The sequence below is a fragment of the Allobosea sp. Tri-44 genome (assembly GCF_004123845.1).
Classification (GTDB): domain Bacteria; phylum Pseudomonadota; class Alphaproteobacteria; order Rhizobiales; family Beijerinckiaceae; genus Allobosea.
This window is the reverse complement of the sequence record NZ_NBDP01000042.1, coordinates 241,573-268,170: the sequence shown is the minus strand read 5'-3', so window position 1 is coordinate 268,170 and position 26,598 is coordinate 241,573. Positions and strand designations below refer to the sequence as shown.

At 65.8% G+C, this 26,598-nt stretch carries 27 protein-coding genes; 19 read left to right on the top strand and 8 right to left on the bottom strand.

Annotated features, from left to right (window positions below; genetic code table 11):
- Positions 1 to 69: 69 nt before the first annotated feature.
- The 8 genes from B6S44_RS24610 to B6S44_RS24575 all read left to right on the top strand — a co-directional run bounded on the left by B6S44_RS24610 (position 70) and on the right by B6S44_RS24575 (position 8,715).
- Positions 70 to 369, top strand: coding sequence for a glycine zipper domain-containing protein (locus B6S44_RS24610; RefSeq protein WP_129159507.1), 300 nt, complete (start codon positions 70 to 72; stop codon positions 367 to 369).
- A 56-nt stretch (positions 370 to 425) separates the two neighbouring features.
- Positions 426 to 1,172 carry a TerB family tellurite resistance protein gene (locus B6S44_RS24605; RefSeq protein ID WP_129159506.1) on the top strand — a complete coding sequence of 249 codons (747 nt, stop codon included), beginning with the start codon at positions 426 to 428 and terminating at the stop codon, positions 1,170 to 1,172.
- The gene (locus tag B6S44_RS24600; RefSeq protein ID WP_129159505.1) at positions 1,169 to 1,957 is read left to right on the top strand and encodes an N-acetylmuramoyl-L-alanine amidase; all 789 of its coding nucleotides are present in this window, start codon (positions 1,169 to 1,171) and stop codon (positions 1,955 to 1,957) included. Before B6S44_RS24605 ends, B6S44_RS24600 begins: the two co-directional genes overlap by 4 nt.
- An 84-nt stretch (positions 1,958 to 2,041) precedes the next feature.
- Positions 2,042 to 3,898 (top strand): patatin-like phospholipase family protein, encoded by a 1,857-nt coding sequence (locus B6S44_RS24595; protein WP_129159504.1) that lies wholly within the window; start codon positions 2,042 to 2,044, stop codon positions 3,896 to 3,898.
- 114 nt (positions 3,899 to 4,012) lie between these two features.
- Positions 4,013 to 5,680 carry an efflux RND transporter periplasmic adaptor subunit gene (locus B6S44_RS24590; protein WP_129159503.1) on the top strand — a complete coding sequence of 556 codons (1,668 nt, stop codon included), beginning with the start codon at positions 4,013 to 4,015 and terminating at the stop codon, positions 5,678 to 5,680.
- Between the two features lie 11 nt (positions 5,681 to 5,691).
- Positions 5,692 to 6,441 (top strand): ABC transporter ATP-binding protein, encoded by a 750-nt coding sequence (locus B6S44_RS24585; protein ID WP_129159502.1) that lies wholly within the window; start codon positions 5,692 to 5,694, stop codon positions 6,439 to 6,441.
- Positions 6,438 to 7,670: an ABC transporter permease gene (locus B6S44_RS24580; protein ID WP_129159501.1), complete on the top strand. Its 1,233-nt coding sequence runs from the start codon at positions 6,438 to 6,440 to the stop codon at positions 7,668 to 7,670. The genes B6S44_RS24585 and B6S44_RS24580 overlap by 4 nt, the downstream gene beginning before the upstream one ends.
- A gap of 88 nt (positions 7,671 to 7,758) precedes the next feature.
- The gene (locus tag B6S44_RS24575) at positions 7,759 to 8,715 is read left to right on the top strand and encodes a sensor domain-containing diguanylate cyclase (protein ID WP_129159500.1); all 957 of its coding nucleotides are present in this window, start codon (positions 7,759 to 7,761) and stop codon (positions 8,713 to 8,715) included.
- 38 nt (positions 8,716 to 8,753) lie between these two features.
- On the opposite strand, the gene B6S44_RS24570 is transcribed toward B6S44_RS24575, so the two are convergent.
- Entirely contained in the window at positions 8,754 to 9,140 is a 387-nt protein-coding gene (locus tag B6S44_RS24570) for a hypothetical protein (RefSeq protein ID WP_129159499.1), read from the bottom strand.
- Between the two features lie 118 nt (positions 9,141 to 9,258).
- Here B6S44_RS24570 and B6S44_RS24565 point away from each other — a divergent pair, with 118 nt between their 5' ends.
- From B6S44_RS24565 to B6S44_RS24555, 3 genes are all read left to right on the top strand, one after another.
- Positions 9,259 to 9,738 carry a hypothetical protein gene (locus B6S44_RS24565; protein WP_129159498.1) on the top strand — a complete coding sequence of 160 codons (480 nt, stop codon included), beginning with the start codon at positions 9,259 to 9,261 and terminating at the stop codon, positions 9,736 to 9,738.
- Positions 9,739 to 10,045: 307 nt separating this feature from the next.
- Positions 10,046 to 10,393 (top strand): GrrA/OscA1 family cyclophane-containing rSAM-modified RiPP, encoded by a 348-nt coding sequence (grrA, locus tag B6S44_RS24560; protein ID WP_129159497.1) that lies wholly within the window; start codon positions 10,046 to 10,048, stop codon positions 10,391 to 10,393.
- A 201-nt stretch (positions 10,394 to 10,594) separates the two neighbouring features.
- A complete protein-coding gene (locus B6S44_RS24555; RefSeq protein WP_129159496.1) occupies positions 10,595 to 11,065 on the top strand; it encodes a VOC family protein in 471 nt (156 codons plus the stop codon).
- Between the two features lie 59 nt (positions 11,066 to 11,124).
- Here the strand turns inward: B6S44_RS24555 and B6S44_RS24550 are convergent, their stop codons facing one another.
- Complete coding sequence (locus B6S44_RS24550; protein WP_129159495.1) at positions 11,125 to 11,490, bottom strand: winged helix-turn-helix transcriptional regulator; 366 nt, start codon at positions 11,488 to 11,490, stop codon at positions 11,125 to 11,127.
- 124 nt (positions 11,491 to 11,614) lie between these two features.
- Here B6S44_RS24550 and gstA point away from each other — a divergent pair, with 124 nt between their 5' ends.
- The 3 genes from gstA to B6S44_RS24535 all read left to right on the top strand — a co-directional run bounded on the left by gstA (position 11,615) and on the right by B6S44_RS24535 (position 14,620).
- Positions 11,615 to 12,226 (top strand): glutathione transferase GstA, encoded by a 612-nt coding sequence (gstA, locus tag B6S44_RS24545; RefSeq protein WP_129159494.1) that lies wholly within the window; start codon positions 11,615 to 11,617, stop codon positions 12,224 to 12,226.
- Positions 12,223 to 12,612, top strand: a complete 390-nt coding sequence (locus B6S44_RS24540) for a nuclear transport factor 2 family protein (protein WP_129159493.1) — start codon at positions 12,223 to 12,225, stop codon at positions 12,610 to 12,612. The genes gstA and B6S44_RS24540 overlap by 4 nt, the downstream gene beginning before the upstream one ends.
- Before the next feature lie 298 nt (positions 12,613 to 12,910).
- Entirely contained in the window at positions 12,911 to 14,620 is a 1,710-nt protein-coding gene (locus B6S44_RS24535) for a Na/Pi cotransporter family protein (RefSeq protein ID WP_129159492.1), read from the top strand.
- A gap of 154 nt (positions 14,621 to 14,774) precedes the next feature.
- Here B6S44_RS24535 and B6S44_RS24530 read toward each other — a convergent pair whose 3' ends face one another.
- Positions 14,775 to 14,999, bottom strand: a complete 225-nt coding sequence (locus tag B6S44_RS24530) for a hypothetical protein (RefSeq protein ID WP_129159491.1) — start codon at positions 14,997 to 14,999, stop codon at positions 14,775 to 14,777.
- Here B6S44_RS24530 and B6S44_RS24525 point away from each other — a divergent pair.
- On the top strand, positions 14,998 to 15,183 hold the full coding sequence (locus tag B6S44_RS24525) for a hypothetical protein (RefSeq protein WP_129159490.1): 186 nt from the start codon (positions 14,998 to 15,000) through the stop codon (positions 15,181 to 15,183). The two genes, B6S44_RS24530 and B6S44_RS24525, sit on opposite strands and share 2 nt — an antisense overlap.
- A 200-nt stretch (positions 15,184 to 15,383) precedes the next feature.
- Here the strand turns inward: B6S44_RS24525 and B6S44_RS24520 are convergent, their stop codons facing one another.
- Positions 15,384 to 16,583, bottom strand: coding sequence for an MFS transporter (locus tag B6S44_RS24520; protein ID WP_129159489.1), 1,200 nt, complete (start codon positions 16,581 to 16,583; stop codon positions 15,384 to 15,386).
- Between the two features lie 117 nt (positions 16,584 to 16,700).
- Between B6S44_RS24520 and B6S44_RS24515 the strand changes: the two genes are divergently transcribed.
- Complete coding sequence (locus tag B6S44_RS24515) at positions 16,701 to 17,588, top strand: LysR family transcriptional regulator (protein ID WP_129159488.1); 888 nt, start codon at positions 16,701 to 16,703, stop codon at positions 17,586 to 17,588.
- Positions 17,589 to 17,615: 27 nt separating this feature from the next.
- Here the strand turns inward: B6S44_RS24515 and metH are convergent, their stop codons facing one another.
- From metH to B6S44_RS24500, 3 genes are read right to left on the bottom strand one after another with little or no spacing between them, the layout of a single operon-like run.
- Complete coding sequence (gene metH, locus B6S44_RS24510) at positions 17,616 to 21,368, bottom strand: methionine synthase (protein ID WP_129159487.1); 3,753 nt, start codon at positions 21,366 to 21,368, stop codon at positions 17,616 to 17,618.
- Between the two features lie 4 nt (positions 21,369 to 21,372).
- Complete coding sequence (gene metF, locus B6S44_RS24505) at positions 21,373 to 22,284, bottom strand: methylenetetrahydrofolate reductase [NAD(P)H] (protein WP_129159486.1); 912 nt, start codon at positions 22,282 to 22,284, stop codon at positions 21,373 to 21,375.
- Entirely contained in the window at positions 22,284 to 23,297 is a 1,014-nt protein-coding gene (locus tag B6S44_RS24500; protein ID WP_129159485.1) for an ArsR/SmtB family transcription factor, read from the bottom strand. The genes metF and B6S44_RS24500 overlap by 1 nt, the downstream gene beginning before the upstream one ends.
- A 193-nt stretch (positions 23,298 to 23,490) precedes the next feature.
- Here B6S44_RS24500 and B6S44_RS24495 point away from each other — a divergent pair, with 193 nt between their 5' ends.
- A complete protein-coding gene (locus tag B6S44_RS24495) occupies positions 23,491 to 23,739 on the top strand; it encodes a type II toxin-antitoxin system VapB family antitoxin (RefSeq protein WP_129159484.1) in 249 nt (82 codons plus the stop codon).
- Positions 23,736 to 24,122, top strand: a complete 387-nt coding sequence (locus B6S44_RS24490; protein ID WP_129159483.1) for a type II toxin-antitoxin system VapC family toxin — start codon at positions 23,736 to 23,738, stop codon at positions 24,120 to 24,122. The genes B6S44_RS24495 and B6S44_RS24490 overlap by 4 nt, the downstream gene beginning before the upstream one ends.
- 14 nt (positions 24,123 to 24,136) lie before the next feature.
- Here B6S44_RS24490 and B6S44_RS24485 read toward each other — a convergent pair whose 3' ends face one another.
- Positions 24,137 to 25,567, bottom strand: a complete 1,431-nt coding sequence (locus tag B6S44_RS24485; protein ID WP_129159482.1) for an aminotransferase-like domain-containing protein — start codon at positions 25,565 to 25,567, stop codon at positions 24,137 to 24,139.
- An 84-nt stretch (positions 25,568 to 25,651) separates the two neighbouring features.
- On the opposite strand from B6S44_RS24485, the gene B6S44_RS24480 reads away from it, so the two are divergent.
- Positions 25,652 to 26,515, top strand: a complete 864-nt coding sequence (locus B6S44_RS24480) for a DMT family transporter (protein WP_129159481.1) — start codon at positions 25,652 to 25,654, stop codon at positions 26,513 to 26,515.
- Positions 26,516 to 26,598 lie beyond the last annotated feature (83 nt).

The following is a 26,598-nucleotide window of genomic DNA, read 5'->3' as shown; positions in this document are numbered from 1 at the left end:
GTCGCAATGCAAAAAGTCGGCTGAGGCTGGGATCGTGCCGCTGCAAGCGACCCGAGAAGGGGGAATGAGATGAAGACATGGATGGCAATCGCGGCTGTCGGGCTCGCCCTTGGCGCCTGCACCCCGCATGAGGAACGTGTCGGCGGCGGCGCGTTGGTCGGCGCGGCCACTGGCGCCGTGATCGGTGGGCTCGCCACCGGCCGGGCTGGCGGCGCGCTGGCCGGAGCTGCGATCGGTGGAGCCGGTGGCGCGATCATCGGCTCGGCGACCTCGCCCTATCGCCGCGGCGGCTACTATTATGACGACGGCTACGGCGGCTGCCCCTACGGCTATTACCGCGACTATTACGGCCGCCTCTATTGCCGCTGAGCCGCTGGCATTCTACGCAGATGCCATGGCCCGGAACGGCCATGGCTGGATGAGCGATGAAGTCGTCTTTCTGGGGAGCATTGGGCGGCGGCGGCCTCGGCTTTGCCTTGGGCGGACCGCTCGGCGCGCTCGTCGGCGCCGTGGCCGGGCATGTGCTGGTCGATCGTGAAGGAGCGCTGTTCGGGCCCGCGCCCAAGCAGCTGATCTTCACGACCGGTCTGGTCGCGCTCGCCGCCAAGATGGCGCGTGCCGACGGCGTGGTGACGCGCGACGAGATCGCGGCCTTCCAGCGCATCGTCACCGTACCTCCCGATGAGCAGGCCCATATCGAGCGCCTGTTCGATCTCGCCAAGCAGACCAGCGCCGGCTTCGAGGCCTATGCGCAGCAGATTGCCGAAGCCTTCCGCGATGAGCCGGCGCTGATCGAGGACGTGCTCGACGGCCTGTTCCTGATCGCCGCCGCCGATGGCGCGATCCACGAGCACGAGCATGCCTATCTGCGCGATGTCGCGACGATCTTCAGGGTCGACGAGGCCGGCTTCGCCCGTATCGAGGCGCGCCATCTGCGCCGCCGCGACGATCCCTACATCGTGCTCGGCGCCGACCGCGAGATGAGCGATGGCGAGCTCAAGCAGCTCCACCGTCGCCTTGTCATCGAGAACCATCCCGATCGCGAGATCGCCCGCGGCCTGCCGCAGGAAGCGATCTGCATCGCGACCCGCCGCCTCGCCGCCATCAACGCCGCCTGGGACGCGATCGAGAAGGAACGCGGCATCGGGCGAAAGCAGGCGGAATCGGCGTGAGCCTCGTCCTCGAACCCGATAGCCGCTTCGCCGCCAAGGTCTTCCCCTCGCCCAACCATGGCGAGCGCAAGTTCAGTGACGGCTCGACCCACCGCCGACCTGACACGCTGATCCTGCATTATACTGGCATGCCCGACGCCGGCGAGGCGCTGCAGTGGCTGTGCAACCCGGTCTCGCAGGTCTCCTCGCACTACTTCGTCTTCGAGAACGGGCACACCCTCCAGCTGGTGCCCGAAGCGCGCCGCGCCTGGCATGCCGGGGCCTCGCACTGGGCCGGCGAGACCGATCTCAACTCGGCATCGATCGGCATCGAGATCGCCAACCCCGGCCATCCCGGCGGCCTGCCCGACTTTCCCGAAGCGCAGATCGCCGCGACGCTGAACCTCTGCCGCGACATCTGCGAGCGCTGGCAGATTCCGCCCGAGCGCGTGCTCGCCCATTCCGACATCGCGCCCGGCCGCAAGATCGACCCCGGCGAGACATTCCCTTGGCGCCGCTTCGCCGAGGGCGGCGTCGGCCTCTGGATCGAGCCCGCGCCGATCAAGGGCGGCCGCTTCTTCGCCCGCGGCGACGCCGGCCCGCCGGTCGAGGCATTGCAGGCGATGTTCGCGATGCTCGGCTACGGCGTCTCGGTCGACGGTACCTATGACGACCGCTTCGAAGCGGTCGTCGCCGCATTCCAGCGCCATTGGCGGCCGGACAAGGTCGATGGCGTAGCCGACGGCTCGACGATCACCACGCTGCGCGACCTGCTGGCGCTGACGCAGGAAGCGCGGACGGCGTGAATACGACAGGCGAATAGTAGCGATTGTCGTAAAGCGCGACCTAAGACAAGCTGCCCTCCCGTAAGGTAACAGGGCCAGGGTTTGATGTCGCACAACGAAAAGGTTGGCGCGCCTGCCAAGAACATAGCTCTTTGCCTATCTGGCGGCGGACTGCGCGCGACGTTCTTCCATCTCGGCGTCATCACCGCACTGCGCGAGGCCCGCCTGCTCGGCAAAGTAAGAGAGGTTTTTTCAGTTTCGGGGGGAAGCATCACAGCCGCACATCTCGCGCTAAACTGGGATCGCTACGTCAGCACCGATCAACGGCAGTTCGATGATGTGTGCAGCGAACTTCGCGCGATCGGAGAATGGGATATCCGGGGCAGCGTCCTCAGACGCTGGGTTCTATCATGCGCCTTCCTTCTACCGCGTTTGCTCGGCTATGGCCGAACTGCACTTCTGCAGCGCCAGTATGAACGGCTAACAAAGAAGGCGCGCCTGCGCGATATCGCTCCCAGCAGCCCCGACGACCCGCGCTTCTATTTTTTGGCGACCAGCTTCAACGCCGGCGATCTCTGCAGCTTTTCCGACGAGCACTTCACCATTCATCGGCTGGAGCACTATCGACCCGGCGAAGCGGAGCAGGGAGGCCCTAAGACAGCTCCGGCGCAATCCTATCCCAGCGGCAATATCCGGCTGAGCCTCGCCGTCGCCGCGTCGAGCGCCTTCCCACCGATGTTCCCGCCGGTCGAGCTGAAATGGGACCAGATCGGCGGAACCTCCGAAGGCGGGTTCAGCACCATCGCTCTGACGGATGGCGGGGTTTACGACAATCTCGGCTTCGACAAATTCCGTGCCCTCGCCGACCAGCAAGATCGATGCATCGACACCATTATAGTCAGCGACGCCGGCGGCGCCTTCAGCACCTCCCTCAAGAACGAGTTCACCGGACCGATCTCACGCAATGTCCGCGCCACTGACATCCTGATGCATCGCACTGCCCAGTCGACCCTGGAGCGCATCGACGCCCTCGGAGAGGCGACCAGCGGCGTCTATGTCTCGATCGCAGCGGTTTCACCGTTCTCACGCTTGTCGGCGACAGCGCAGACCCGCCTGCAATCGATCAGAACCGATCTCGATTCGTTCTCGGAACGTGAAGTCGACATCCTGGTCGAACATGGCCGCGGCGTCGCCAGGAGCGCCCTTCTCCGAAAGAAGTTGTGGACCCCCTCGCCGCCCGCCGATGCGCAAGATCGTGCCGCCGATGCCACCGAGCCTGGCGATCCTGGCTTCGAGAGCGAGGCGTATGAGCGCATCGCCTGCGAAGCCCGCAAACGCCGCATCGGCCTTTTGAATATCCGGGACTGGACCAGTGAAGTTCTGGTCGCATTGACGGTGCTGATTCTCGTCACGGCGGGCTATCTCGCGATGAAGACGTATGACCAGATTATCGTCATCGAGAAAAGCCAATTCCAAAGCCTCAATGACCTTGCAGAGCAGGCAAAAGGCCTGCAAATCAAGAACCAGGATTTGGAGAAAGACGTTCTTCGCCTTAGCATAAACGCTGAAAATTTGACGGAACAACTAAAAACGGCCGGGATATCGGCCAAACCGCCAACATCGGGATCAAACGGGACGGCGGCGACTTCTCAGGACTTCAATCGTCAACCTTATACGGTGTGGACGCAGTTCGCGGGAAGCTTGACGCGCGAACAGATGAAGGACTTCGGCGCCAAGATCGTCGCGGAGGGCTGGAAAGCTCCAGGCGCTTTGCAAGGTGGCGAGAGGACCCCCAAGGCGGTGGGTCAGAACGAGGTACGCTACCGCTCGGATACTGAGAAAGCCGCCGCGCAACGTCTGGCCGACGACATCAACGCCACACGGGTCGTTCGGACCGGTGTGGTGCCCCAGCAATCGAAAGACATCTTGCCGAATTTCCTTGAAATCTGGATCAGCCGCTGAGTCACCAGCTTTCCGCAACATTGCAGCGAGTTAACTCGTCTGCACCGCCTGAATCTGGCATGATGTGCGACAGTGGAAGGCTGGCATTTCCCCGGCCTCGGAGGGTGAACGGACGTGCGTCTCTGGGCAATCGGTGCGGTGGTCGGCGCGGGCGCGCTGGCGGCTGGCTATTTCGCACTGCGGCCGACCGGCGGCGCAGCCAATGACGTCGCCTATCGCACCGCCGCGATCGACCGCGGCCGGATCACGGCCTCGGTGCGCGCTACCGGTACGCTGACGCCGATGACCACCGTCGTGGTCGGCTCGCAGCTCTCTGGCCAGATCGTCGAAATCCTCGCCGACTATAACTCGCAGGTGAAGGCCGGCCAGGTCGTCGCCCGCCTCAACAGCGACCAGATCAAGACCCGCCGTGACGCTGCCGCCGCCGACCTGCAGCAGGCCAAGGCCGATCTCGTCGTCAAGCGCGCCCAGCTCGCGCGGGCCAAGGTGGCGCGGACCAAGGCGAACTCGACCGTCAACGACCTCGAGGCCCAGCGCGACCGCACCCGTGCCCAGCTCGCCGACGCCAAGCGCACTTTCGACCGCCAGAACGAATTGTTCACACGCGGCGCCGGTGCGCAGCAGGGTCTCGACAGCGCCCGCACCCAGGTCGAGATCCAGACCGCGACGCTCGCCTCGAACGAGGCGCAGATCGCCTCGCTCCAGGCCGAGATCAGCGGGCTCGACGCCGATATCGCGCTGGCGGAAGGCCAGGTCCAGTCTGGCGAGGCGCTGATCGCCCAGCGCGACGCCAAGCTGAAGGACATCCTGATCGATCTCGAGCGCACCGATATCCGCTCGCCGGTCGACGGCGTCGTCGTCCAGCGCCAGGTCGATCTCGGCCAGACTGTCGCGGCCTCGCTCTCGGCGCCGGTCCTGTTCCAGATCGCGCAGGACCTGCGCACCATCGACATCTACGCCAATATCGACGAGGCCGATGTCGGCCGGCTCAAGGTCGCCCAGGAGGTCTCGTTCAGCGTCAACGCCTATCCAAACCGGACCTTCCAGGGGAAGGTGCAGATGGTCCGCCTCGGCGCCCAGACCATCCAGAACGTCGTCACCTATACCGGTGTCATCCGCGTCGAGAACCGTGACCTGGCTTTGCTGCCAGGCATGACCGCCAATCTCCAGATCGTCACCGACGACCGGCAGGACGTGCTGCGCGTGCCCAATGCGGCGCTGCGCTTCCGCCCGCTCGGTGGGCCGACCGCCCTGCCCGCCAGCGCGCCGACCGAGACACAAGTCGGACGCAGCGGAGGCGGCGGTCGCGCTGCCGGAGCCCTGCGCGAGCGCATCGAGGAGGAGGTCCAGCCGACACCGGAGCAGAAGCAGGCGATCGCCGCGATCATGTCCGAGCAGCGCACCGGCGGCCGCCAGGCTATGGCCGGCCTGTCCGAAGAGGAGCGCCGCGCCGCCTTCCGCGCCGCCCGCACAGAGCTCCGCGCCAAGATTGTCGCCGTGCTCGACCCAGAGCGCCGCGCCAAGTTCGATGCGCTGATGCAGGAGGGGCGGCCAGCGGCGCAGAGCGAGGTAACACCCGGCCGCGTCTACGTGCTCGATGGCGAGGGGCAGCCCAAGCCGATCGCTATCCGGCTCGGCCCGAGCGACGGCGCCTTCACGCAGGTTCTGCCGGCGGCCGGCATCACCGATGGCATCGAGGTGGTAATCGGCGGCGGCCCACGCACCGCCGAGCCGACGCCCGCCAGCCGCGGTCCCGCCCCGCGCGGCCCGCGCCTGTTCTGAGGGCCGCAGCCATGGCGCTGATCAAGGTGCGCGATCTCTCCCGGGTCTACGATCTCGATTCCGGCCGCGTCACTGCGCTGGCCAGCGTTTCGCTCGACATTGAGGCCGGCGAACTCGTCGCCGTGATGGGACCGTCGGGTTCCGGCAAGTCGACCTTCATGAACCTGGTCGGCTGCCTCGATCGGCCAACCGGCGGCCATTACCGGCTCGACGACGTCGCGGTCGAGACACTCTCCAGCGACGGGCTCGCTGCACTCCGCAACCGCAAGCTCGGCTTCGTCTTCCAGCAGTTCAATCTTCTGCCGCGCGTCGACGCCTGCGCCAATGTCGAATTGCCGATGGTCTACGCCGGGCTCGACGGCAAAACGAGGCGCGAGCGTGCGCTTGCCGCATTGGCCCGCGTCGGCCTCGCCGACCGCGCCCATCACCGGCCGATGCAGCTTTCCGGCGGCCAGCAGCAGCGCGTCGCGATCGCCCGCGCGCTAGTCAACCAGCCACGCCTGCTCCTCGCCGACGAGCCGACCGGCGCGCTCGACAGCCGCACCGCGCTCGAGATCCTCGCCCTCTTTCAGGACCTCAACCGCGAGGGCGTCACCGTCGTGCTGGTGACGCATGATGCCGAGGTCGCCCGCCATGCCCGCCGGGTCGTGCGCTTCCGCGACGGCCATGTCATCGCCGACACCCGCCAGGAGCCTGCCGACGCGCGCGCCGCCCTCGCCGCGCACGATACGGCTTCCCCCTTGCCGGAGGCTGCCGAATGAACCTGCTGGAAGCCATCCGCTCCGCCCTCTCCGCCATCGGCGCCAATGCGCTGCGCTCAGGCCTGACCATGCTCGGCATCATCATTGGCGTCGCCGCCGTGATCGCCATGGTCGCGATCGGCTCGGGCGCCCGCGAGCGCGTCGACAGCCAGATCAAGTCGCTCGGCGCCAATCTCGCCATCATCCAGGCCGGCAACGTCACGCAGGGCGGCGTCAGGCTGGGGGCCGGCGCATCCTCGACGCTGACCGACGAGGATGCACGCGCCGTCCTGAACGAGGTCGAGAACGTCACCGCCGCTGCCTCGGTGATCACCACGCGCGCCCAGGCCGTCTATGCCGGCACCAACTGGTCGACGACGATCACCGCGACCGATCTCGATTTCTTCGCCGCCCGCGAATGGGGCCTCGCCGAGGGCCGCCTGTTCGAGCCCGAGGAGCTGCGCCGCGGCGAGATCGTCGCCATCATCGGCCAGACGGTGGCGAAGAACCTGTTCGGCGAGAGCGATCCGCTCGGCCAGATGTTCCGCATCCGCAACGTGCCGTTCAAGGTCATCGGCGTGATGGCGGGCAAAGGCCAGTCTGCGCTCGGCCAGGACCAGGACGACGTCATCTTCGTGCCGCTCGACACCGGCCGGCGCCGGATCATCGGCCGCAACTACGCCCGTGACCGCTCGGTCCAGACCATCATGGTCAAGTTCGCCAGCGAGGACGCGATCAATCCCGGCATCGAGCAGACCCGCGCGCTGCTGCGCCAGCGCCATCGCCTGGCCGAGGATCAGGAAGACGACTTCATCGTCCGCAACCTCACCGAGATCGCCAACACCGCGACCGCGGCGGCGAGCACCCTCTCCTGGCTGCTCGCGGCCGTCGCCGGCGTCTCGCTGCTGGTCGGCGGCATCGGCATCATGAACATCATGCTGGTCTCGGTGACCGAGCGCACCCGCGAGATCGGCCTGCGCCTCGCCGTCGGCGCCCGCCAGCGCGACGTGCTCTCGCAATTCCTGATCGAGGCGACGACACTGGCGACCATCGGCGGCGCCGTCGGCATCGCGCTCGGCATCGGCGCCGCCACGGGGATCGCCCGCTTCGCCGGCTGGCCCTTCGTGATCTCGCCGGAAACGATCCTGGTCGCCGTCGGCGTCTCCGGCTTGATCGGCGTCTTCTTCGGCTTTTATCCCGCCCGGCAGGCGGCGCGGCTCGACCCCATCGAGGCGCTAAGGCGCGAGTGAGCGGACGCAACGGGAAGCCTTCGTTAACGCTTGCGAAACTAGCTTCGAAAGGCCGCGTGAGTCGTGCGGTGCGAGGCCATTCCCGCTGATGCCGCTCTCCGACGCCGAAGCCAGACGCCTTTACGACCAGGCTGCGCTGATGGCCGGCATCGGCGCCTGGGAATGCCGGCTGGCCGATACGCAATTGAGCTGGACCGACGGCATCTACGACCTGTTCGGCCTGCCGCGCGGCTCGGCGATCCACCGCCCTTCGATCGTCGACCTCTATCACAATGACTCGCGTGCCGAGATGGAGCGCCTCCGTGGCCGGCTGATCGCATCCGGACAGGGTTTCAGCATGGACGCCCGGATACTGACCGCCGCCGGCGCCGAGCGCTGGATGCGCCTCTCCGCCTCTGTCACGCATGAGCATGGCCGGCCGGTCCGCATCCACGGCGCCAAGCAGGACATCACCGGCGAGAAGGACATGTGGATGGGCCTGCGCCGGCTCGCCTATAGCGACCCGCTGACCGGACTCGCCAATCGCCGCGCCTTCGAGATGCAGCTCTCCGATCTGCGCCACCACACTGGCGACAACTGCGCGCTCGGCGCCCTCGCCATCGTCGATCTCGACAATCTGAAGCCAATCAACGACCGCTTCGGCCACGCCGCCGGCGACGAGTGCCTGCGCCAGCTCGCGATGCGGCTCGAGACCTCGCTGAGCGACGCCGCGATCATCGCCCGCATCGGCGGCGACGAGTTCGGCCTGCTGCTCTGCTCGGCCGCCGGCCGCCCCTATCTGCTCCATCGGCTGGAGCAGGCGCAGCAGGCGCTGGCGCGCCCGGTCACCTGGCGTGACAACACCATCGCGGTCAGCGCCTCGATCGGCGCCACCATCCTGCGGCCGGGCCTGCTGCACGATCCGGAGCGACGCTTCGCCGAAGCGGATTCCGCGCTCTACGTCGCCAAGGCCGCCGGCCGCAACTGCCTGCGCCTGTTCGGCGATCCGGTCGAGGCGGCGAGAGACGAGGCGATGGCTCGCGCCGGAAGGTTGCGAGCGGTTTGAGCTAGCAGCTTAATGCGTCGGAGCGTCGGCTTCCGACCCTAAGTGGACCTTAGATGATCGGCAAAAGCGGCGCGGATGATTGGCATGATCGGGTGGTCAGGCGCGAACCAATCGCGGGCAATGAACCGTACGAACATCTCGGGATCGGTCGGTGCTTCGACTTGGTCGAGCGTAGCGGACCCGACACGCAAAACTGCCTCAAGAGCGGCCGCATCGAAAACGTAAAGCGCCCCGCTTTTGATGCAGCAATGGTGCGGCCCGATAGAGATAGCTCTGAGCCCGCGAGCCATTGCCTGCGTGATGAGATCCTCGACGTTGAGCCCCAGCACCTCCGCGACGGTCCGAAGGGGCAGATAGCCGACTGCCTTGGCGGGGCCGACTAGCGACAGGTTTTCAAGGACGTAAGCGGGAGCGTCCGACGCCATCCCTCGTAGCGTAGGGGAGCCGTGCATCGCGCGATCCTACATCTATTGCGTCCTTTTGCGACCCTAGCGGACGTCCGACCAATATGCTGTACCCTGCTTCGCCAAAAAGGGGGATTCGATGCTTCGTTTCGTTGTCTGCACCACTGTTCTATACATGCTCACGGGTTGCGTATCTCAGCAGGCCCAACAGGAAGTCCGGTCGGGGGGCCAACAGGGCGCAGCCACGGAAGCAAGTGTCCAGCCCCCGGATAGCGCCCTGATCCGCAAGCGGGTAGCGCACTTGATCGTCAATACTCACAGCCTCGGAAGAGACTGGTTGCGGGGGCAATGGAAAATCCGCGACGCCCATTTCGCAGGGCCATACAAGTCACGAGCGCTCTTCACCGGAAAGCCGCAATTTGGCTATTGTGTGAGCTGGACTGTCAGCGACATCATTCCGGTTCCCAAGACCATGCGAGTAGTCGTGACACCAAAGCCAGAAAAGCCTGGAAGCTTTGAAGCGGAGATCACAACGAGTAATCTTGCTCTCTGCAGTGGGGGCGGCGAACCCTTTCCCGAACTCTTGGAGCTGAGCACGGCAAAACTGGCCGCTCAATAGCAGATATAGCCGTTGCCCAATGTCCGCATTCGGCCCCTGAGCAGACATCACGGCTAGCCAACGCCCCTCCGTCCTGCGACGCGCCGTCCATCTGGCGCCGAACTCGCTTTCGCCAGCGCCGCAACCTTTCGGCAACCTTCTTTAGACCATCGTCCGCAAGCGGGCAGATTCGGCTGAAGGCCCTCGTGCTTTTGCCTGAAGCGGCCGCGTGACCCGCGCGTTCGCTGAACGCGAGCGAACAATTCCGTTCAGGTGGCGTTGCAATTGCGACTGCGATCATCGCCTCAACAAAATCAGGAGACCTTTCATGCGACATCTATTGATCGCCGCTGCCCTGCTCATCGGCTCCGCCACGGCGGTCAGCACCGCATCTGCTGCCGAGCTCACCGGATCGCTTCCCTCCGCGACCGCGCAGCAACTCGACAGGCTGCCGGCCGAGTTCACCGCCAGCGACGCGAAGCTGCGGCGGATGCAGATCATCCAGAACAATATGGATCGCCAGCGTTATGGCCGCGGTGGCGGCTACGGGCGCGGTTACGGCGGTGGTTACGGGCGCGGCTACGGACGTGGTTACGGTGGCGGCTATGGAGGCGGTTACGGTTACCGGCGCGGATATGGCGACGGCTATGGTCGCCCCCGCTACGATCGCTGGTGAGCTGACGCAGCGGCCTCGCTGCGAAGTGAGGCCACTCCACCCCCATGGGGTGCGTGAGCAATGCCAAGAGGGGTGAGGCGCCCTCGCCCCTTACGGCCCAAGCAGAAAAATCGCCCTGCCCTTGTCGGAACCTTCTCCCCGCGTTCGTCCTTGCAGCGTCAGGCCTATCTCTGGCTTGATGGCGCAGCAGGGAGCATCGCGATGAAGGTCACCCAGAATCTCTGGTTCGATAAGGACATGGAGGCTGCGATCAGCCTCTACACCTCGCTGATCCCGAACTCGGCGCTCGAATGGACCAGCGCCCTGCCCGCGGAGTCGCCGAGCGGGCCGGCCGGCAGCGTCAAGATTGCCTCCTTCACCATCGGCGGCCAACGTTACCAGGCTTTCGAGGCATGGCGCTCCGATGCGTTCAACCACACCTTCTCGATCGTGGTGGAATGCGAAACGCAAGCCGAGATCGATCGGCTCTGGGATGCGCTCGCCGAAGGCGGCATGATCGAGCAATGCGGCTGGCTTAGGGATCGCTGGGGCCTGTCCTGGCAGATCACGCCCAAGCGCCTGGGCGAATTGATCCGCGATCCCGACCGAGCCAAGGCCCAGCGCGTCGCCAAGGCGATGCTGCAGATGGTCAAGCTCGACATCGCCGGGCTGGAAGCTGCGGCGAAGGGCTGAAGCCATTCCAGCGACAGTGCGAAGCGGTTTCGCGTCCGGAATTGCATCTTAGAAAGGGTTCAGGCTGCCTGCGCTCGCGCCGCGGCCTGCGCCTTCAGCTTGGCGCCGACCTCGGCAATCGCGAGGATCGCCGGTACGTACTCCTGCCCGAGTTCGGTGAGCGCATATTCCGTCGAGGGCGGGCTCGTCGGCACCACCTTGCGCCGGACGACGCCCTTGCCCTCCAGCGCCCGTAGGCGCGCGCTCAGCATCTTGGCCGAGATCGCCGGAATATCTCGCCGCAGTTCCCCGAAGCGGCGCGGGCCGCCGCTCAGGAACCAGATCACGTTCGGCGTCCAGGCCCCGCCGAGCACTTGCATACAGGCGCCGACATTGCAGGTCTCGGGCTGCGCCGCGGCGCGGTTCTTCCTGAGTTTCAAGGCCATAGCTACGGTCCTCCGGTTACCGGGAGGATACCGGAAAACGCAGTTACGACAAGTTACCCAGTATACAGAGGTAACTACTTCCGCCTAGCTCTCCGCCATCGTCAACGCGGATGAGGAAACCGCCATGAAGCTCTACTACTCGCCGGGCGCCTGCTCGCTGTCGCCCCATATCGCCCTGCGCGAGGCTGGGCTGCCTTTCAGCCTGGAGAAGGTCGATCTTCTGGCCGGCAAGACGGAGACCGGCGCCGATTACGCCGCGCTGAACCCGAAGGGCTATGTTCCGGCGCTGCAATTCGAGAACGGCATCGTGCTGACCGAAGGCGCGATCATCGCCCGTTACATTGCCGACCTCGCCCCCGCTGCCGATCTGGCGCCGAAGCCCGGCAGCTTCGAGCGCGTCAGGCTCGAGGAGGTCATGAACTTCATCGGCAGCGAGCTTCACAAGGCCTACACGCCGCTCTTCCTCCCCGACACCACCGAGGATGGCAAGGCGACCGCGCGGGCCCGCGTCGCCAGGAAGCTCGCCTATATCGAAGCCCTCCTCGCCGATGATCGCAGCCACCTCCTCGGCGAGCGTTTCACCGTCGCCGACGGCTACCTCTTCACCATCGTCAACTGGTCCGACAGCCGCGGCGTCCCGCTCGACGCCTTCCCGAAGCTGCGCGCCTTCATGGAACGGATTGGCGCCCGCGCCAGCGTACAGGAGGCGATGCGCGCCGAGGGCCTGCTCCAGTGAGCGCCGACCCCCGCTACGCCGAACTCGTCGAGGTGCTGACGTGCTATTTCGACGGCCTCTACCACAGCGATGCCGGCAAGCTCGCCGGGGTCTTCCATCCACAGGCGATCTATGCCTGCGCCAGCGAGGGCAACCTCACCCATCTGACCATGGATGCCTACCTGCCCATGGTCGAAAGACGTCCCTCCCCGGCCAGCCGGGGAGAGGCACGCCGCGATCGCATCCTCTCGATCGAGTTCGCCGGGCCGGTGACCGCCTTCGCCCGCGTCGAATGTGCCATCGGCCCCAAGCGCTTCACTGATCTCCTGAGCTTCGTCAGGCTCGACGGGCACTGGCGCCTCATCGCCAAGGTCTTCCACTTCGATCTCGACGAACCTGCAGTCTGAGATCGATCTTCTACAGTCAAGCGCGCGCCTTTCGGCTGCAACCGGAAGGCGCGACGCTGCTGTGATTGCGACCCGAAAGATCGAAGATCGCACCAGTTGCTCTCGCCGTCAGGTGCAGTGCCGCATAGTCACCCGATTGTCGCACGACCTGCCTAGGACTTGCCGAGGTTGGTGGGGACGTCGGCCGAAGTCATCGCGCGTGCTCCACAAGGATTGCGCGGGCTGATGCTCGCCAGGACAGCCTTGACCGTGCCGACCGACCGAAAAGCGCTGCAGCGCCCCTGACGGAGTCGAGAGCATGCAAGTCGATATCTTCACGCAGGTAATCGTGCCTGTGATCGGTGGCCTGGGCATCTTCATGCTCGGCCTCGAATTCATGAGCAACGGCATTCAGAATCTCGCCGTCAACAAGATGCGGGCGCTGCTCGCCAAGATCGCCGGCACGCCGGTCAAGGGCGTCCTGGCCGGCACCTTCATCACCGGCATCATCCAGTCCTCGACCGCGATGACCGTCATGGTCGTCGGCCTCGTCAACGCCGGCGTCATCGGCCTGCGCCCCGCGATCAGCGTGATCATGGGCGCCAATATCGGCACGACCCTCGGCAACGGCCTGATCGCCCTGCCGCTCGGCCCGCTCGGCCTGTTCCTCGCCGGTATCTTCGCGCTGGTGCACATCTTCGCCAAGACCGACAAGGTGAAGAACATCGCGCTCGCCTGCATGGGCTTCGCGCTCATCTTCTACGGCCTCAACCTGATGACCGGCGGCCTGCGCCCGTTGCGCGCGATGCCGGAGGTGATGGGCGTCATCTCCTCGCTCAAGGCCGACGGCTATATCGGCCTGCTCTACTGCGTGCTGATCGCCGCCGGCATCACCGCGATGATCCACTCCTCCTCGGCGACGATCGGCATCGTCATGGGCCTCGGCGCCGCCGGCATCCTCGACTGGAAGACCGCCGTCGCCTTCTCGCTCGGCGCCGACCTCGGCACCACCATCACCTCCTGGATGGCCTCGCTCAACCTGACCAAGAACGCCAAGCGCGCCGCCTACGCCCATATCTCCTTCAACATCATCGGCGTCGCAATCACCATCCCGCTCTTCTTCGTTTCGATGGACGTGCTGACCTGGGCGATGCAATGGTTCGGCGGCGATCCGAGCGTGCCGGTCATCAAGGATGGCAAGGAAACCTTCCCGCTCATCCCGGTCGCGATCGGCCTCTATTCGACCTTCTTCAACATCTTCAACACCGTCCTGCTCTTCCCCTTCGTCGGCGTCTTCGAGCGCGTGCTGATGAAGGTCGGCGCCACGGCGACGGACGAGCGCGAGGATTACTCGCAGCCGCGTTTCCTCGCCAAGGCGACCGATCATGGCCATGCCGTCGCGAACATCCAGCAGGAGACCGGCCGCTATCTCCAGGCGGCGCATCTCTTCCTCGACATCGCCCGCAACAAGCCGGATGCGCCGGAGAAGAGCGACGAGCTCTACACTGCAATCGACGTGCTCAACCGCGACATCCGCGCCTACACCTCCGGCATGTTCAGCGCCGAAATGCCCTATGCCCGCGCCGATCTGGTCGCAAGCCTGATCGAGGAGGAGGACTTCACCGCGAGCCTCGGCGAGACGCTCTACCAGATCGCCCGCCGCATCGAGCGCCAGCCCTTCGGCGCGCCTGGCCGCGAGATCGTCGACAGCGTCGTCGATCAGGTCGCCGAGGCGATGCGCGCCATCGTTCCGGCCGGGCAGGACGCGCCTGCCGTCTCCGCCGCGGCCGAGCCGCGCATCTCCGCCCTCACGGCTGTCCGCGAGCGCTGCCTGCGCCTCGGCGCCGAGCTGCCCTGGGTCGAGCGCGGCGCGATCCTGGCGTTGCTCGGCTCGGCCGAACGCGCTTATTTCCTGATCGAGCGCATCGATGAAGAGCGCCGCTCGGTCTCGCGTGTCGTGCCCGTGACGGAAACCGGCAAGCAGACCCGCGAAGCCGGCGACTTCGGCGCCGCCGCCGTTCCGGCCTGAACAGGTTGACATCACCGGGTTGTGGACAGGCCGCCTTCGGGCGGCCTGTTTGCTATGCGCGCTCGATTTTGCCGTCATCGGGCGCGCAGCGAAGCCATCCGCAATGACGGTGCAAGCCGCGAATTGTCGCCTGTCCGGCGCAAGGGCGCGGCGATCAATGGCGACAAGGACAACGACGATGATCCCGAGGGCAATCTTCCTGCTGGCGCCCGCTCTGGCGCTCCAGACCGCCGCTGCTCTGGCCAAGGACGGTCTGAGCTGGGGGATCCGGCAGGATGGCGAGGGTATCGTCGTCTTCTATGAGATGCCGCAGACGGACGATCAGCACCGCCACCACCGCCAGGTTCTCGTCGAGCGGCGGCGAGGCCGATCTGCGCATGAAGCTCGTCAGCGACGAGATGGGCAATCATTTCGAGGCGATGACGACGTTGACGCCGGCCCTCCACTCGGTGCTGCGCAAGGGGCAGAGCCTCACGCTGCGCATCGAGGGTGAGACTAAAAACTTCCCGCTCGCCGGCGGGCAAAAGGGCTTTGCTGTGATGGTACAGCGTTGCGGCGGGTGAGCAGCTTCATTGGAGGGGCGCGGGATCCCCTCTCCTGGAAGGAGAGGGGTAGGGGTGAGGTGTTCGGACTGGAAACGTGAGCCTGAACCCGACCATGCGGTCAGGCCTCGCGGAACTGGGCAAACGGCCTACCCCTCACCCTGCCCTCTCCCTCCGGGAGAGGGTTCCCCGCGCCTGCCCCTTCACGGCGCCAATGGGAGTTATCTGGGTGTGACGGCTCGAAAGCCATCGCTCTTTGCAGACCATGCAACCACGAATGTTACGGCGAGAAGCGCCGCCAGCACCCACGGAAAGGTCGCCACACCGAAACTGCCCAGCAGCAATCCGCCGACCACGCCGCCACCTGCAATGGCGAGGTTCCATGTCGTGACCAGCATCGACTGCGCGACATCCGCCGCATTGCCGGCAGCCTTGGCGGACGCGGCCTGGAACAGGGTCCCGACCCCGCCAAAGGCCAGCCCCCAGACGGCAACCGCGCCATAGACCACCTCCGGCATCGTGCCCGCAACACCCAGCGCCAGCGCGGAAAGACCGAACAGCGCGATGCTCGCGAGAACCAGTTCGCGCAGCCAGCGATCGATCAAGACGCCGGTGATCCAGATGCCGAACAGCGACGCGATGCCAAAGATCAGCAGCACGGCATCGGTCCGGTCCTTGATCCCGGCCGGCGCCAGGAAAGGCGCGATATAGGTGTAGAGGGTGTTGTGGGCGAGCACATAGGCGAAGACCACGAACAGGACCGGCCGCAGGCCCGGCAGCACGAAGACCGTCTTCAGCCCGAATTCCTGACCCCGCTTCTGGCCGGGAAAATCGGGCACCTTGGCCAGCACCCAGAAGACCAGGAGCACCGTCAGCCCGCTCATCACGCCAAAGGTCCAGCGCCAGCCCAGGATCGTGCCGAGAAGTGTTCCCGCCGGAATGCCGAGCGAGAGGGCAAGCGGCGCACCGACCATGGCGATGGCGATCGCGCGACCCTGCAGATGCTCGGGCACCATCCGCGCGGCGTAGCCAGCCGCCAGTGCCCAGAGCAGGCCTGCACTCATGCCGGCGACGAAACGCGCGACCAGCGTGACGACATAGCTGTCGGAGATGGCCGTCACCGTGTTGACGACAGCAAAGCCGCCAATGGCGATCAGCAGCAGCGTACGCCGCCGCCAATTCTGTGTGGCGATCGTCAAGGGAATAGCCGCGAGGAGCGAGCCGACCGCGTAGACGGTAACGAGTTGGCCGATCAGCGCCTCGGATTGTCCAAGGCTCTCAGCCATTTGCGGGAGCAGTCCCGATGGCAGGATTTCGGTCAGGAGCGTGATGAAGGCGGCCATGGCGAGCGCCAGCAGGCCGCCGAGCGGCAGCCTCGCACCTGTCGAGCCTGCCGATATCGTGTTCGTCGCGGATGTCATGGGCAGAGCGCTTTCGAAGATGTGTGGGCGCTTGAGGTAGTCGGTTCCCAATAACCGAAAAACAGGACACAATTCACAACACTTTGGACATTTCCGTCATGCATGATTGATCGCGGTATGGACAGCCTTGGAGCGCTCTTCGCCTTTGTGCATGCGGCCGATGCCGGTGGTTTCACTGAAGCCGGCCGCAAGCTCGGCATCTCGGCATCGGCCGTCAGCAAGGCCGTGGCGCGTCTGGAGGATCGGCTTGGCGCACGGCTGTTCCACCGTTCGACCCGCAGCGTCACGCTGACACCGGAGGGCGCGATCTTCCTCGAACGCTGCCGGCGCATTCTCTGCGAATATGAAGCTGCCGAGCTGGAGCTGTCACAGAGCCAAACGGCGCCGCAAGGCAAGCTGCGTGTCAGCTTGCCGTCGATGAGCATGATGCCGATGGCGAAACTCGCCGCGTTCAAACGACGTTACCCGGAGGTAGAGCTGGAGCTGGATGCCACCGACCGGATAGTCGATGTGATCGGCGAGGGCTTCGATGTGGTGATCCGTACCGGAGAGCATGCCGATTCCCGGCTGATGACCCGCACACTCGGTTATTTCCGCCGGGCGATCGTCGGCTCGCCGGAGTATTTCCGCGAGATGGGGAAGCCGGAAACGCCGGAAGATCTCGCCCGGCATTCCCGCCTCGTCTATCGCTACGCCTCCACCGGCAAGCTCGACCAATGGCCCTTGTCCAGAAAGGGCGAGCCCGTGCTGATCGACATGCCGATCAGCGTGGTGACGAACGCGCTCGAAGCGCAAATCGGCCTCGCCGAAAGCGGGCTCGGCATAGCCTGCGTTCCCGATCTATCCGTCGCCGAACAATTGCAGCGCGGCTCGCTCATCAGCGTCCTCGACGACTACCTGAAGGCGCGAACGAAGCTCAGCGTCATGTGGCCCGCGAGCCGGTATGCCTCACCCAAATTGCGCGCCTTCGTCGATTTTGCGGCGGAAGAGTTCCTGACCGCATGACATCGCCTCGCAACGAGACGGCGGCGGTTACTCCGCCGCCTCCGCGTAAGCGCTCGGCTCGTAGTTCAGGATCGGCGAGAGCCAGCGCTCGACCTCGCGGATATCCATGCCCTTGCGGACCGCGTAATCCTCGGCCTGGTCGCGCTCGACCTTGGCGACGCCGAAATAATAGGCCTCCGGATGCGAGAGATAGAGGCCGGAGACCGAGGAACCCGGCCACATCGCATAGCTCTCGGTCAGCTTGACGCCGACACGGCGCTCGGCCTGAAGCAGTTCGAACAGCGTCGCCTTCTCGGTATGGTCGGGCTGGGCCGGATAGCCCGGCGCCGGGCGGATGCCCTGGTATTCCTCACGGATCAGGTCCTCGTTCGAGTAGCTCTCGTCCGGCGCATAGGCCCAGAACTCGGTGCGCACGCGCTGATGCATGCGCTCGGCGAAGGCCTCGGCGATGCGGTCGGCCAGCGCCTTGACCATGATCGAGCGGTAATCGTCGTTGTCGCGCGCGAATTTCTCCGAGATGCGCTCTTCTTCGGCTCCCGAGGTCACCACGAAGGCACCGACATAATCGGGCCGCTCGATGCCTTCCGGCGCGATGAAGTCGGAGATGCACATATTCGGCTTGCCGTCGCGCTTGGAGAGCTGCTGGCGCAGGCCGTGGAAGGTGGCGAGCGTCTCCTGCCGGCTCTCGCCGGTATAGAGGCGGATATCGTCGCCGATCGCGTTTGCCGGCCAGAAGCCGACAACCGCCTTCGGATTGAACCAGCGCTCCTCGACGATGCGCTTCAGCATCGCCTGCGCATCATCCCAAAGCGCGCGCGCCGCCTCGCCCTGCTTCTCGTCATCGAGGATGGCGGGGTAACGGCCCTTCAGCTCCCAGGTCTGGAAGAACGGCGTCCAGTCGATCAGCGGCACGAGCTCCGCAAGATCATAGGTCCGGAAGACGCGCGTGCCGAGGAAGGTCGGCTTCGGCGGCTGATAGCCGGTCCAGTCCGGCTTGAAGGCGTTGGCGCGGGCCTTCGCCAGCGGCAGGCGCTGCTTGTCGGCCTCCGAGCGGCGATGCGCGGCGGCGACCTTCTCGTATTCGGCCTGGATGCCCTCGACGTAAGGCCCCTTCTGCTCCTGCGAGAGCAGGCTGGAGACGACGCCGACAGCGCGCGAGGCATCCGTGACATAGACCGTCTGGCCCTGATTGTAGGCCGGATGGATCTTCACCGCGGTATGGACGCGGCTCGTCGTCGCGCCACCGATCAGCAGCGGAATGTCGAAGCCCTCGCGCTCCATCTCGGAGGCGACGGTGACCATCTCGTCGAGCGAGGGCGTGATCAGACCCGAGAGGCCGATGATGTCGACCTTCTCCTTGCGCGCCGTGTCGAGGATCTTCTGCGTCGGCACCATCACGCCGAGGTCGATGACCTCGTAATTGTTGCACTGGAGCACGACGCCAACGATGTTCTTGCCGATGTCGTGGACATCGCCCTTCACCGTCGCCATCAGCACCTTGCCGGCGGCCGAGCGCTCGCCGCCGCCATTGAGGCGCTTCTCCTCCTCCATATACGGCATGAGGTAGGCGACCGCCTGCTTCATCACGCGGGCCGACTTCACCACCTGCGGCAGGAACATCTTGCCGGCGCCGAACAGGTCACCGACGACGTTCATCCCGGCCATCAGCGGCCCTTCGATGACATGAAGCGGCTTCTCTGCCTGCGCCCTCGCCTCTTCCGTATCGCGGTCGATGAACTCGGTGATGCCGTTGACCAGCGCATGCTTGAGGCGCTCGTGCACATCGGTTTCGCGCCAGGCGAGGTCCTTGCCAGAAACCGCAGTCGAGCCGTCGCCCTTGAAGCGTGGCGCGGCGTCGAGCAGGCGCTCGGTCGAATCCTTGCGGCGGTTGAGGACAACGTCCTCGCAGAGCTCGCGCAATTCGGGATCGAGGTCGTCATAGGAGCCGAGCTGGCCGGCATTCACGATGCCCATGTCCATCCCGACCTTGATGCAATGGTACAGGAAGACCGAATGCATCGCCTCGCGGACCTTCTCATTGCCGCGGAACGAGAAGGACAGGTTCGAGACACCGCCTGAGATATGGGCGTGCGGCAGCGTCTCGCGGATCGTGCGGGTCGCGTTGATGAAGTCGTTGCCGTAGTTGTCGTGTTCCTCGATGCCCGTCGCCACCGCGAAGATGTTCGGATCGAAGATGATGTCCTCGGGCGGAAATCCCGCCTGCTCGGTCAGGAGCTTATAGGCGCGCGTGCAGATCTCGATCTTGCGCTGATAGGTGTCGGCCTGGCCGGTCTCGTCGAAGGCCATGACCACGACGGCCGCGCCATATTGCCGGCAGATGCGGGCGTGCTCGAGGAAGGCCGCCTCGCCCTCCTTCATCGAGATCGAGTTGACGATCGGCTTGCCCTGGATCGTCTTGAGGCCGGCCTCGATCACATGGAATTTCGAGGAATCGACCATGATCGGCACGCGGCTGATGTCCGGCTCCGAGGCGATCAGGTTGCAGAACTCGGTCATCGCCTTCTCGGAATCGAGCAGGCCCTCATCCATGTTGATGTCGATGACCTGCGCGCCATTGGCGACCTGGTCGCGCGCCACGTCGAGCGCGGCGGCAAAGTCGCCGGCGGTGACCAGCTTGCGGAACTTGGCCGAGCCGGTGACGTTGGTGCGCTCGCCGATATTGACGAACGGAATGGTCTCGTCGAGCGTGAACGGCTCGAGCCCGGCGAGCCTGAGATAAGGCTTGGGCTCGGGTACGCTACGCGGCGCCTTGCCGGCGACGGCCTCGGCGATCGCGCGGATGTGGCCGGGCGTGGTGCCGCAGCAGCCGCCGACCATGTTGACGAAGCCGGCATCGGCGAACTCGGCCAGCATCTTGGCGGTCGCTTCCGGCCGCTCGTCATAGAGGCCGAACTCGTTGGGCAGGCCGGCATTGGGATAGGCGCAGACCAGCGTGCCGGCGACGCGCGACATGTCCTTGATATGGGCGCGCATCTCGCGGGCGCCGAGGGCGCAGTTCAGGCCGATGGTCAGCGGGTCGGCATGGCGCACCGCGTTCCAGAAGGCCTCGACCGTCTGGCCCGAGAGCGTGCGGCCGGAGAGGTCGGTGATCGTGCCGGAGATCATCACCGGCAGCTTCATCGCCTTCTCGCGAAAAACCTCCTGGATCGCGACGATCGCAGCCTTGGCGTTGAGCGTGTCGAAGATCGTCTCGATCAGTAGCAGCTCCGAGCCACCGTCGATCAGGCCGCGCACCTGCTCGGCATAGGACTCGCGCACCTGGTCGAAGGTGACGGCGCGGAAGCCGGGATTGTTGACGTCGGGCGAGATCGAGAGCGTCCGGTTGGTCGGGCCGATCGCGCCGGCGACGAAGCGGCGCCGTCCGTCTTCCTTGCGGGCGATCTCCGCCGCCTCGCGCGCAATCCGGGCGCATTCGACGTTGAGCTCATAGACGATCGCCTCCATGCCGTAATCGGCTTGGGCGATCGAGGTGCCGGAGAAGGTGTTGGTCTCGACGATGTCGGCGCCGGCCCGGTAATAGGCGAGATGGATGTCGCGCAGCGCGTCGGGCAGCGTCAGGGCGATCAGGTCGTTATTGCCCTTGAGGTCGTGGTTCCAGCCCTTGAAGCGCTCGCCGCGGAAATCGGCTTCGGTCAGCTTCAGGTCCTGGATCTGCGTTCCCATCGCGCCATCGAGGATGAGGATGCGCTCGGAGGCGGCCTGGCGCAGGGCGCGCTCGATCTCGGCGCCGTCGACGGGAGTGGGCTTGTAGTCGGACATCAATTTACTCCGCCGCCACCTGCTGCGCCTGCGCCTTCTCCGGCTTCAGGCCGACGAGATGACAGATCGCATAGACCAGGTCGGCCTTGTTCATCGTGTAGAAGTGCAGGTCGGAGACGCCGCGATCGATCAGGTCAAGCACCTGCTCGGCGCAGACCGCCGCGGCGACCAGACGACGCGTCGCCGCATCGTCCTCGAGCCCCTCGAAGCGATCGGCCAGCCATTGCGGCACGCTCGCCCCGGTCTTGCGGGCGAAATTCGCCGTCTGCTTGAAGTTCTGAACCGGCACGATGCCAGGCAGGATCGGGATCTCGATGCCTTTGGCGCGAACCTTGTCGAGATAGCGGAAATAGACGTCGTTATCGAAGAAGAACTGGGTGATCGCCCGGGTTGCGCCGGCATCGACCTTCTTCTTCAGCGCGTCGATGTCAGCGTCGAGCGAGGCCGCTTCCGGATGCTTCTCGGGGTAAGCCGAAACCGTGACCTCGAAATCGCCGACCTTGCGGATGCCGGCGACCAGGTCGGAGGTCTGGTGATAGCCCTGCGGATGGGGCTCATAGGTGCTGCCGAGGCCGCCGGCCGGGTCACCGCGCAGCGCCACGATATGACGCACGCCCGCCGCCCAATAGGCGCGGATGACCTCGTCGACCTCGTCCGTGGTCGCAGAGACGCAGGTCAGATGCGCCGCCGGCTTCAGGCCAGTCTCGTCGACCATGCGCTTGACGGTGTTGTGCGTGCGCTCGCGGGTCGAGCCGCCGGCGCCATAGGTCACCGAGACGAAGGCCGGCCCGAGCGGCTCGAGCCGGCGCACGCTCTCCCACAGGCTGACCGCCATCTCCTCGTTCTTCGGCGGGAAGAACTCGAAGGAGACGCGCGGACGGCGCGAGCCGTGGCGGCTGGGACGGAACGCGTTCATCACGCAACCTCACGATCGAATTGGCGAAGCGGAAAATCACCCTGGAGGCGCCGGTCACGCCCGCGCCAGAGCATGACGCCAAGCTGGCCGCAAGCACCATCAGGCGCCGTGACCTCCTTGGCGAGATCGCATTCGAGACCGGCCTCGGCGAACCAGGCGGCGATCTCGTCCTTCTCGAAGCCGAGCCGGCGATGAGCGTGCTCGGTACGCAGAAATTCCATCTCATGCGGGGCGAAGTCGACCAGAATCAGCCGGCCACCGGGCGAGAGCAGCGCCGCCGCTTCACGCAACGCGCGCGCCGGATCGTCGAGGAAATGCAGGACCTGGTGCACGATCACCAGGTCGAAGGAGCCGCGCGCGAAGGGCAACGCATAGATGTCGCCCTGCCGGAGCTCGACCCGCGACAGCCCCGCTTTCTCCAGATTGGCCCGCGCCACCGCCAGCATGGCGTGACTGGCATCGACGCCGACGGCGCGCGCCGCCTTTGGCGCCAGCCGCTCCAGCATGCGCCCGGTACCGGTGCCGAGATCGAGCAGCGCCTGCATTGGCGTCTCGCCAACGGCGGCCTCGACAGCCGCTTCCACGGCTGCGTCCGGCACATGCAGCGAGCGCAACTGGTCCCATTCGCGCGCGACATTGGCGAAATAGGACTGCGCCGCCGCGGCCCGACTCGCACGCACCGCGGTGAGGCGCTCACGGTCGGCCGCCAGAACAGGGTCGGCGGGATCGAGATCGCGGGCAAGCGTCAGCGCCAGCGCGCCGCCCGCCGTCCCATCGTCGAGCCGGAAGAATGCGAATGCGCCTTCGCGGGAACGGCGCAGCAGTCCGGCCTCCGCCATCAGCTTGAGATGGCGCGAGATGCGTGGCTGAGACTGGCCGAGAATATCGGTGAGATCAGAGACCGAGAGCTCGCCTTCCGCCAGCAACGCCAAAATCCGCAGGCGCGTTTCCTCGCCCGCCGCGCGCAGGCAGGCCAGCAAGGTCGGCAGCGAATGATGGGAGGGGCGGGTCACTGGGAGCGGCCTCGATTTCTCTGTGAAAGATATAAAGATATCTTTATGTTATGCGCGGAGATATTGCAAGCCCGCGCTACCCACCAACATCGATGTTTGCGGCTCCATCGGACGCTTTGCAGATCGCTTGAATTCGATTAGCCGCCTGGTAGAATGATAGAAAATATGGAATACTTCTAGAACGAGAAACATCATGAGTCTGAGTATCAAAGATCCCGAAGCCCATCGCCTCGCCCAGGCGATCTCTCACGCCACTGGCGAAAGCATGACCCGTGTCGTGACCGAAGCCCTGCGGGAGCGCTGGAGCAAGATCGAGCGACTCAAGGGGCGGGCAAGCGTCGAAGAGCTTCTGCAAATCGCCGATCGGGCCGCCGCCACCGCTAAAGGCCCGCATGTCGATCATGCAGACCTACTTTACGATGAAAACGGCATTCCTAAATGATCATCGATACGTCGGCACTCGTCGCGATCCTGTACCGCGAGCCTGAAGCCGAAGCTTTCGTCGGGCGTATCCACACGGCGGAAGCGTGCCGGATCAGCGTCGCGAATTATGTCGAACTGTCGATGGTCATCGAACATCAGCTTGGCCCCGAGGGAATGCGCCAGGCCGAAGCGTTCTTCCGGCGCGCGGGGATCATCATTGAACCGGTGTCCGTGGAGCACGGTGATCTGGCGCGTCAGGCTTTCCTCGATTTCGGCAAGGGGCGCCACCCGGCGGGGCTGAACTTCGGCGATTGTTTCGCCTATGCCCTGGCGAAAGCGAGTGGCGAGCCTTTGCTCTTCAAGGGCAATGATTTCTCCCAGACTGACATTCAGGTGGCGTAGCGATCCGCTTCGGATCAGGACCGCGAAGCCGCCCGCATCGCCGCGCGCAGCACGCTGAAAATCCTGGGGTCGGCGGCCTGCGCCACGTTGAAGCGCATGAAATGCCGGGCCGTCCGCGATAGGCTGAAGGCGTTGCCCGGCGCGAGCACGACCCCCTCGCTAAGCGCATGCCGGGCGATCTCGGCGCCGTCGAGCTCTCCCGGCAAACGGCACCACAGGAACAGGCCGCCGCGCGGGGTCAGCCAGGGCTCGATGCCGAGCTCGGCGAGCCGGCCCCGCGTTTCCGCCATGGCTCGGCCCAGGCGCTGGCGCAGGGCCTCGACATGCCGGCGATAGCTGCCGTCCTTCAGCAGGTCGAGCACCAGTTCGGCTGCGAGCCGCCCGCCGCCGAAGGAGAGCGCGACCTTGAGATCGATCAGCCCCTCGATCCAGTCTCGCCGCGCCGCGATGTAGCCGCAGCGCACCGAAGCCGACAGCGTCTTCGAGAAGCTGCCGATCTGGATCACCCGCTCCAGCCCGTCGAGCCCGGCGAGCCGCGGCGCCGCCTCCGGTTCGAGATCGCCGAAGATATCGTCCTCGACGATGGTCAGCCCGGCCTGCTCGGCGAGCTTGAGCAGGCGATGTGCGGTCGCGGCCGAGAGCGTCGCGCCGGTCGGGTTGTGCAGGGCTGAGTTGGTGATGTAGAGCCGCGGCCGGTGCTCGCTCAGCGCCTGCGCGAACAAGGCGAGATCGGGACCTGACGGCGTATAGGGCACGCTGACGATTTTGGCCCGATGCGCCCGCAGCAACGCATTGAAATTGAAGTAGCAGGGATCGTCGACCAGCACCGTGTCGCCGGGCTCGAGCAGGAAGCGGCAGACCAGGTCGATCGCCTGCGTGCCCGACTCGGTCAGGACGATCTGGTCCGGCGAGGCCTCGACGCCGCGCTCGGCCAGGCGATGGGCGAGCAGATGGCGCAGCGCCGGCAGGCCGAGCGGCGTGCCGTATTCCGCCAATGTCCCGGCTTCGGCCCGGCTGAGCCGGCGCAGCGCCTGGCGGATCGAGGCTTCCGGCATCCAGTCGGGCGGCAGCCAGCCGCAACCTGGTCGCAGGCTCCCGACACCGGCATCGAGCGATTGCCTGGAGATCCAGAGCGGGTCGACGGCCCGGTCGAGCTTTGGTGCGACATCGGCGAGCGAGAGCGGCGGTAGCCGCCGGACATAGAAGCCGGAGCCGCGCCTGGCCTGGATCGACCCCTCCGCCGCCAGCCGCTCATAGGCCTCGACCACGGTCGACTTCGAAACGCCCATGCTCTCGGCAAGGCCGCGGATCGAGGGCAGCTTCGCGCCCGGCGCCAGCGTTCGCCCGGCGATCCGCTGCCGGATCGTCGCCATGACGCGCCCGACGAGGGTGTCGCCGGCCGCCGCAGAACCGGCGGAATCCTTAATCTGTCCTGCTTCCGACATCAGCACAGTTTGCCCGAACTGTACCGGACTGTCTCTGGAAATCCGCAGGCCTTCGCCGCATGCAGGTCGGCCCCAGGAGGTATCATGGACCGGACTGCGAACGGCCTGCTCAACGGCTTCATCGGCGTCGTCATATTCAGCGGCTCACTGCCGGCGACCCGCGTCGCCGTCGCCGATTTCGACCCGGTCTTCCTCACCGTCGCACGCGCCGCCATCGCCGGCCTGCTCGGACTCGCCCTCCTGCTCACGCTGCGCCAGAAGCGGCCTGCCCCGGCCGACTTGGTGCCCCTCGCCGTGGTCGCACTCTGCGTCGTCGTCGGCTTTCCGCTGCTGACCGCGCTGGCGCTGCAGCACGTCACCTCCGCCCACTCGATCGTCTTCATCGGCCTGCTGCCGCTGGCGACCGCGATCTTCGGCGTGCTGCGCGGCGGCGAGCGCCCGCGCCCGGCCTTTTGGCTCTTCGCCATCCTCGGCAGCCTCTGCGTCGTCGGCTTCGCCTGGATGCAAGGAATCGCCGCCTCCCCGGTCGGCGATCTCCTGATGCTCGCCGCCGTCATCGTCTGCGGGCTCGGCTATGCCGAGGGCGCGCGCCTCTCGCGCCATCTCGGCGGCTGGCAGGTCATCTCCTGGGCGCTGGTCCTGTCGCTGCCGATCATGGCCGGCCTCACGCTGGCGACGCTGCCGGCCTCGTTCGGGCAGGTGGGTGGCGGCGCCTGGCTCGGCCTCGCCTATGTCTCGCTGTTCAGCATGCTGATCGGCTTCGTCTTCTGGTATCGCGGCCTGGCCCAGGGCGGCATCGCCGCCGTCGGGCAGCTGCAATTGCTGCAGCCCTTCTTCGGCCTGGCTTTGGCCGGCCTGCTGCTCGGCGAGACGGTCGGCTGGCAGATGGTCGCGACCTCGGCCGCGGTGGTCCTCTGCGTCGCGGGAGCGAGGCGCTACGCGCGCTAGCGCGAAGTACAGTTGGGTAGGGCACGGGCGAACCCCTCCCCCTTGTGGGGAGGGGCAGGGGTGGGGGTCGCAAAGCCGAGACG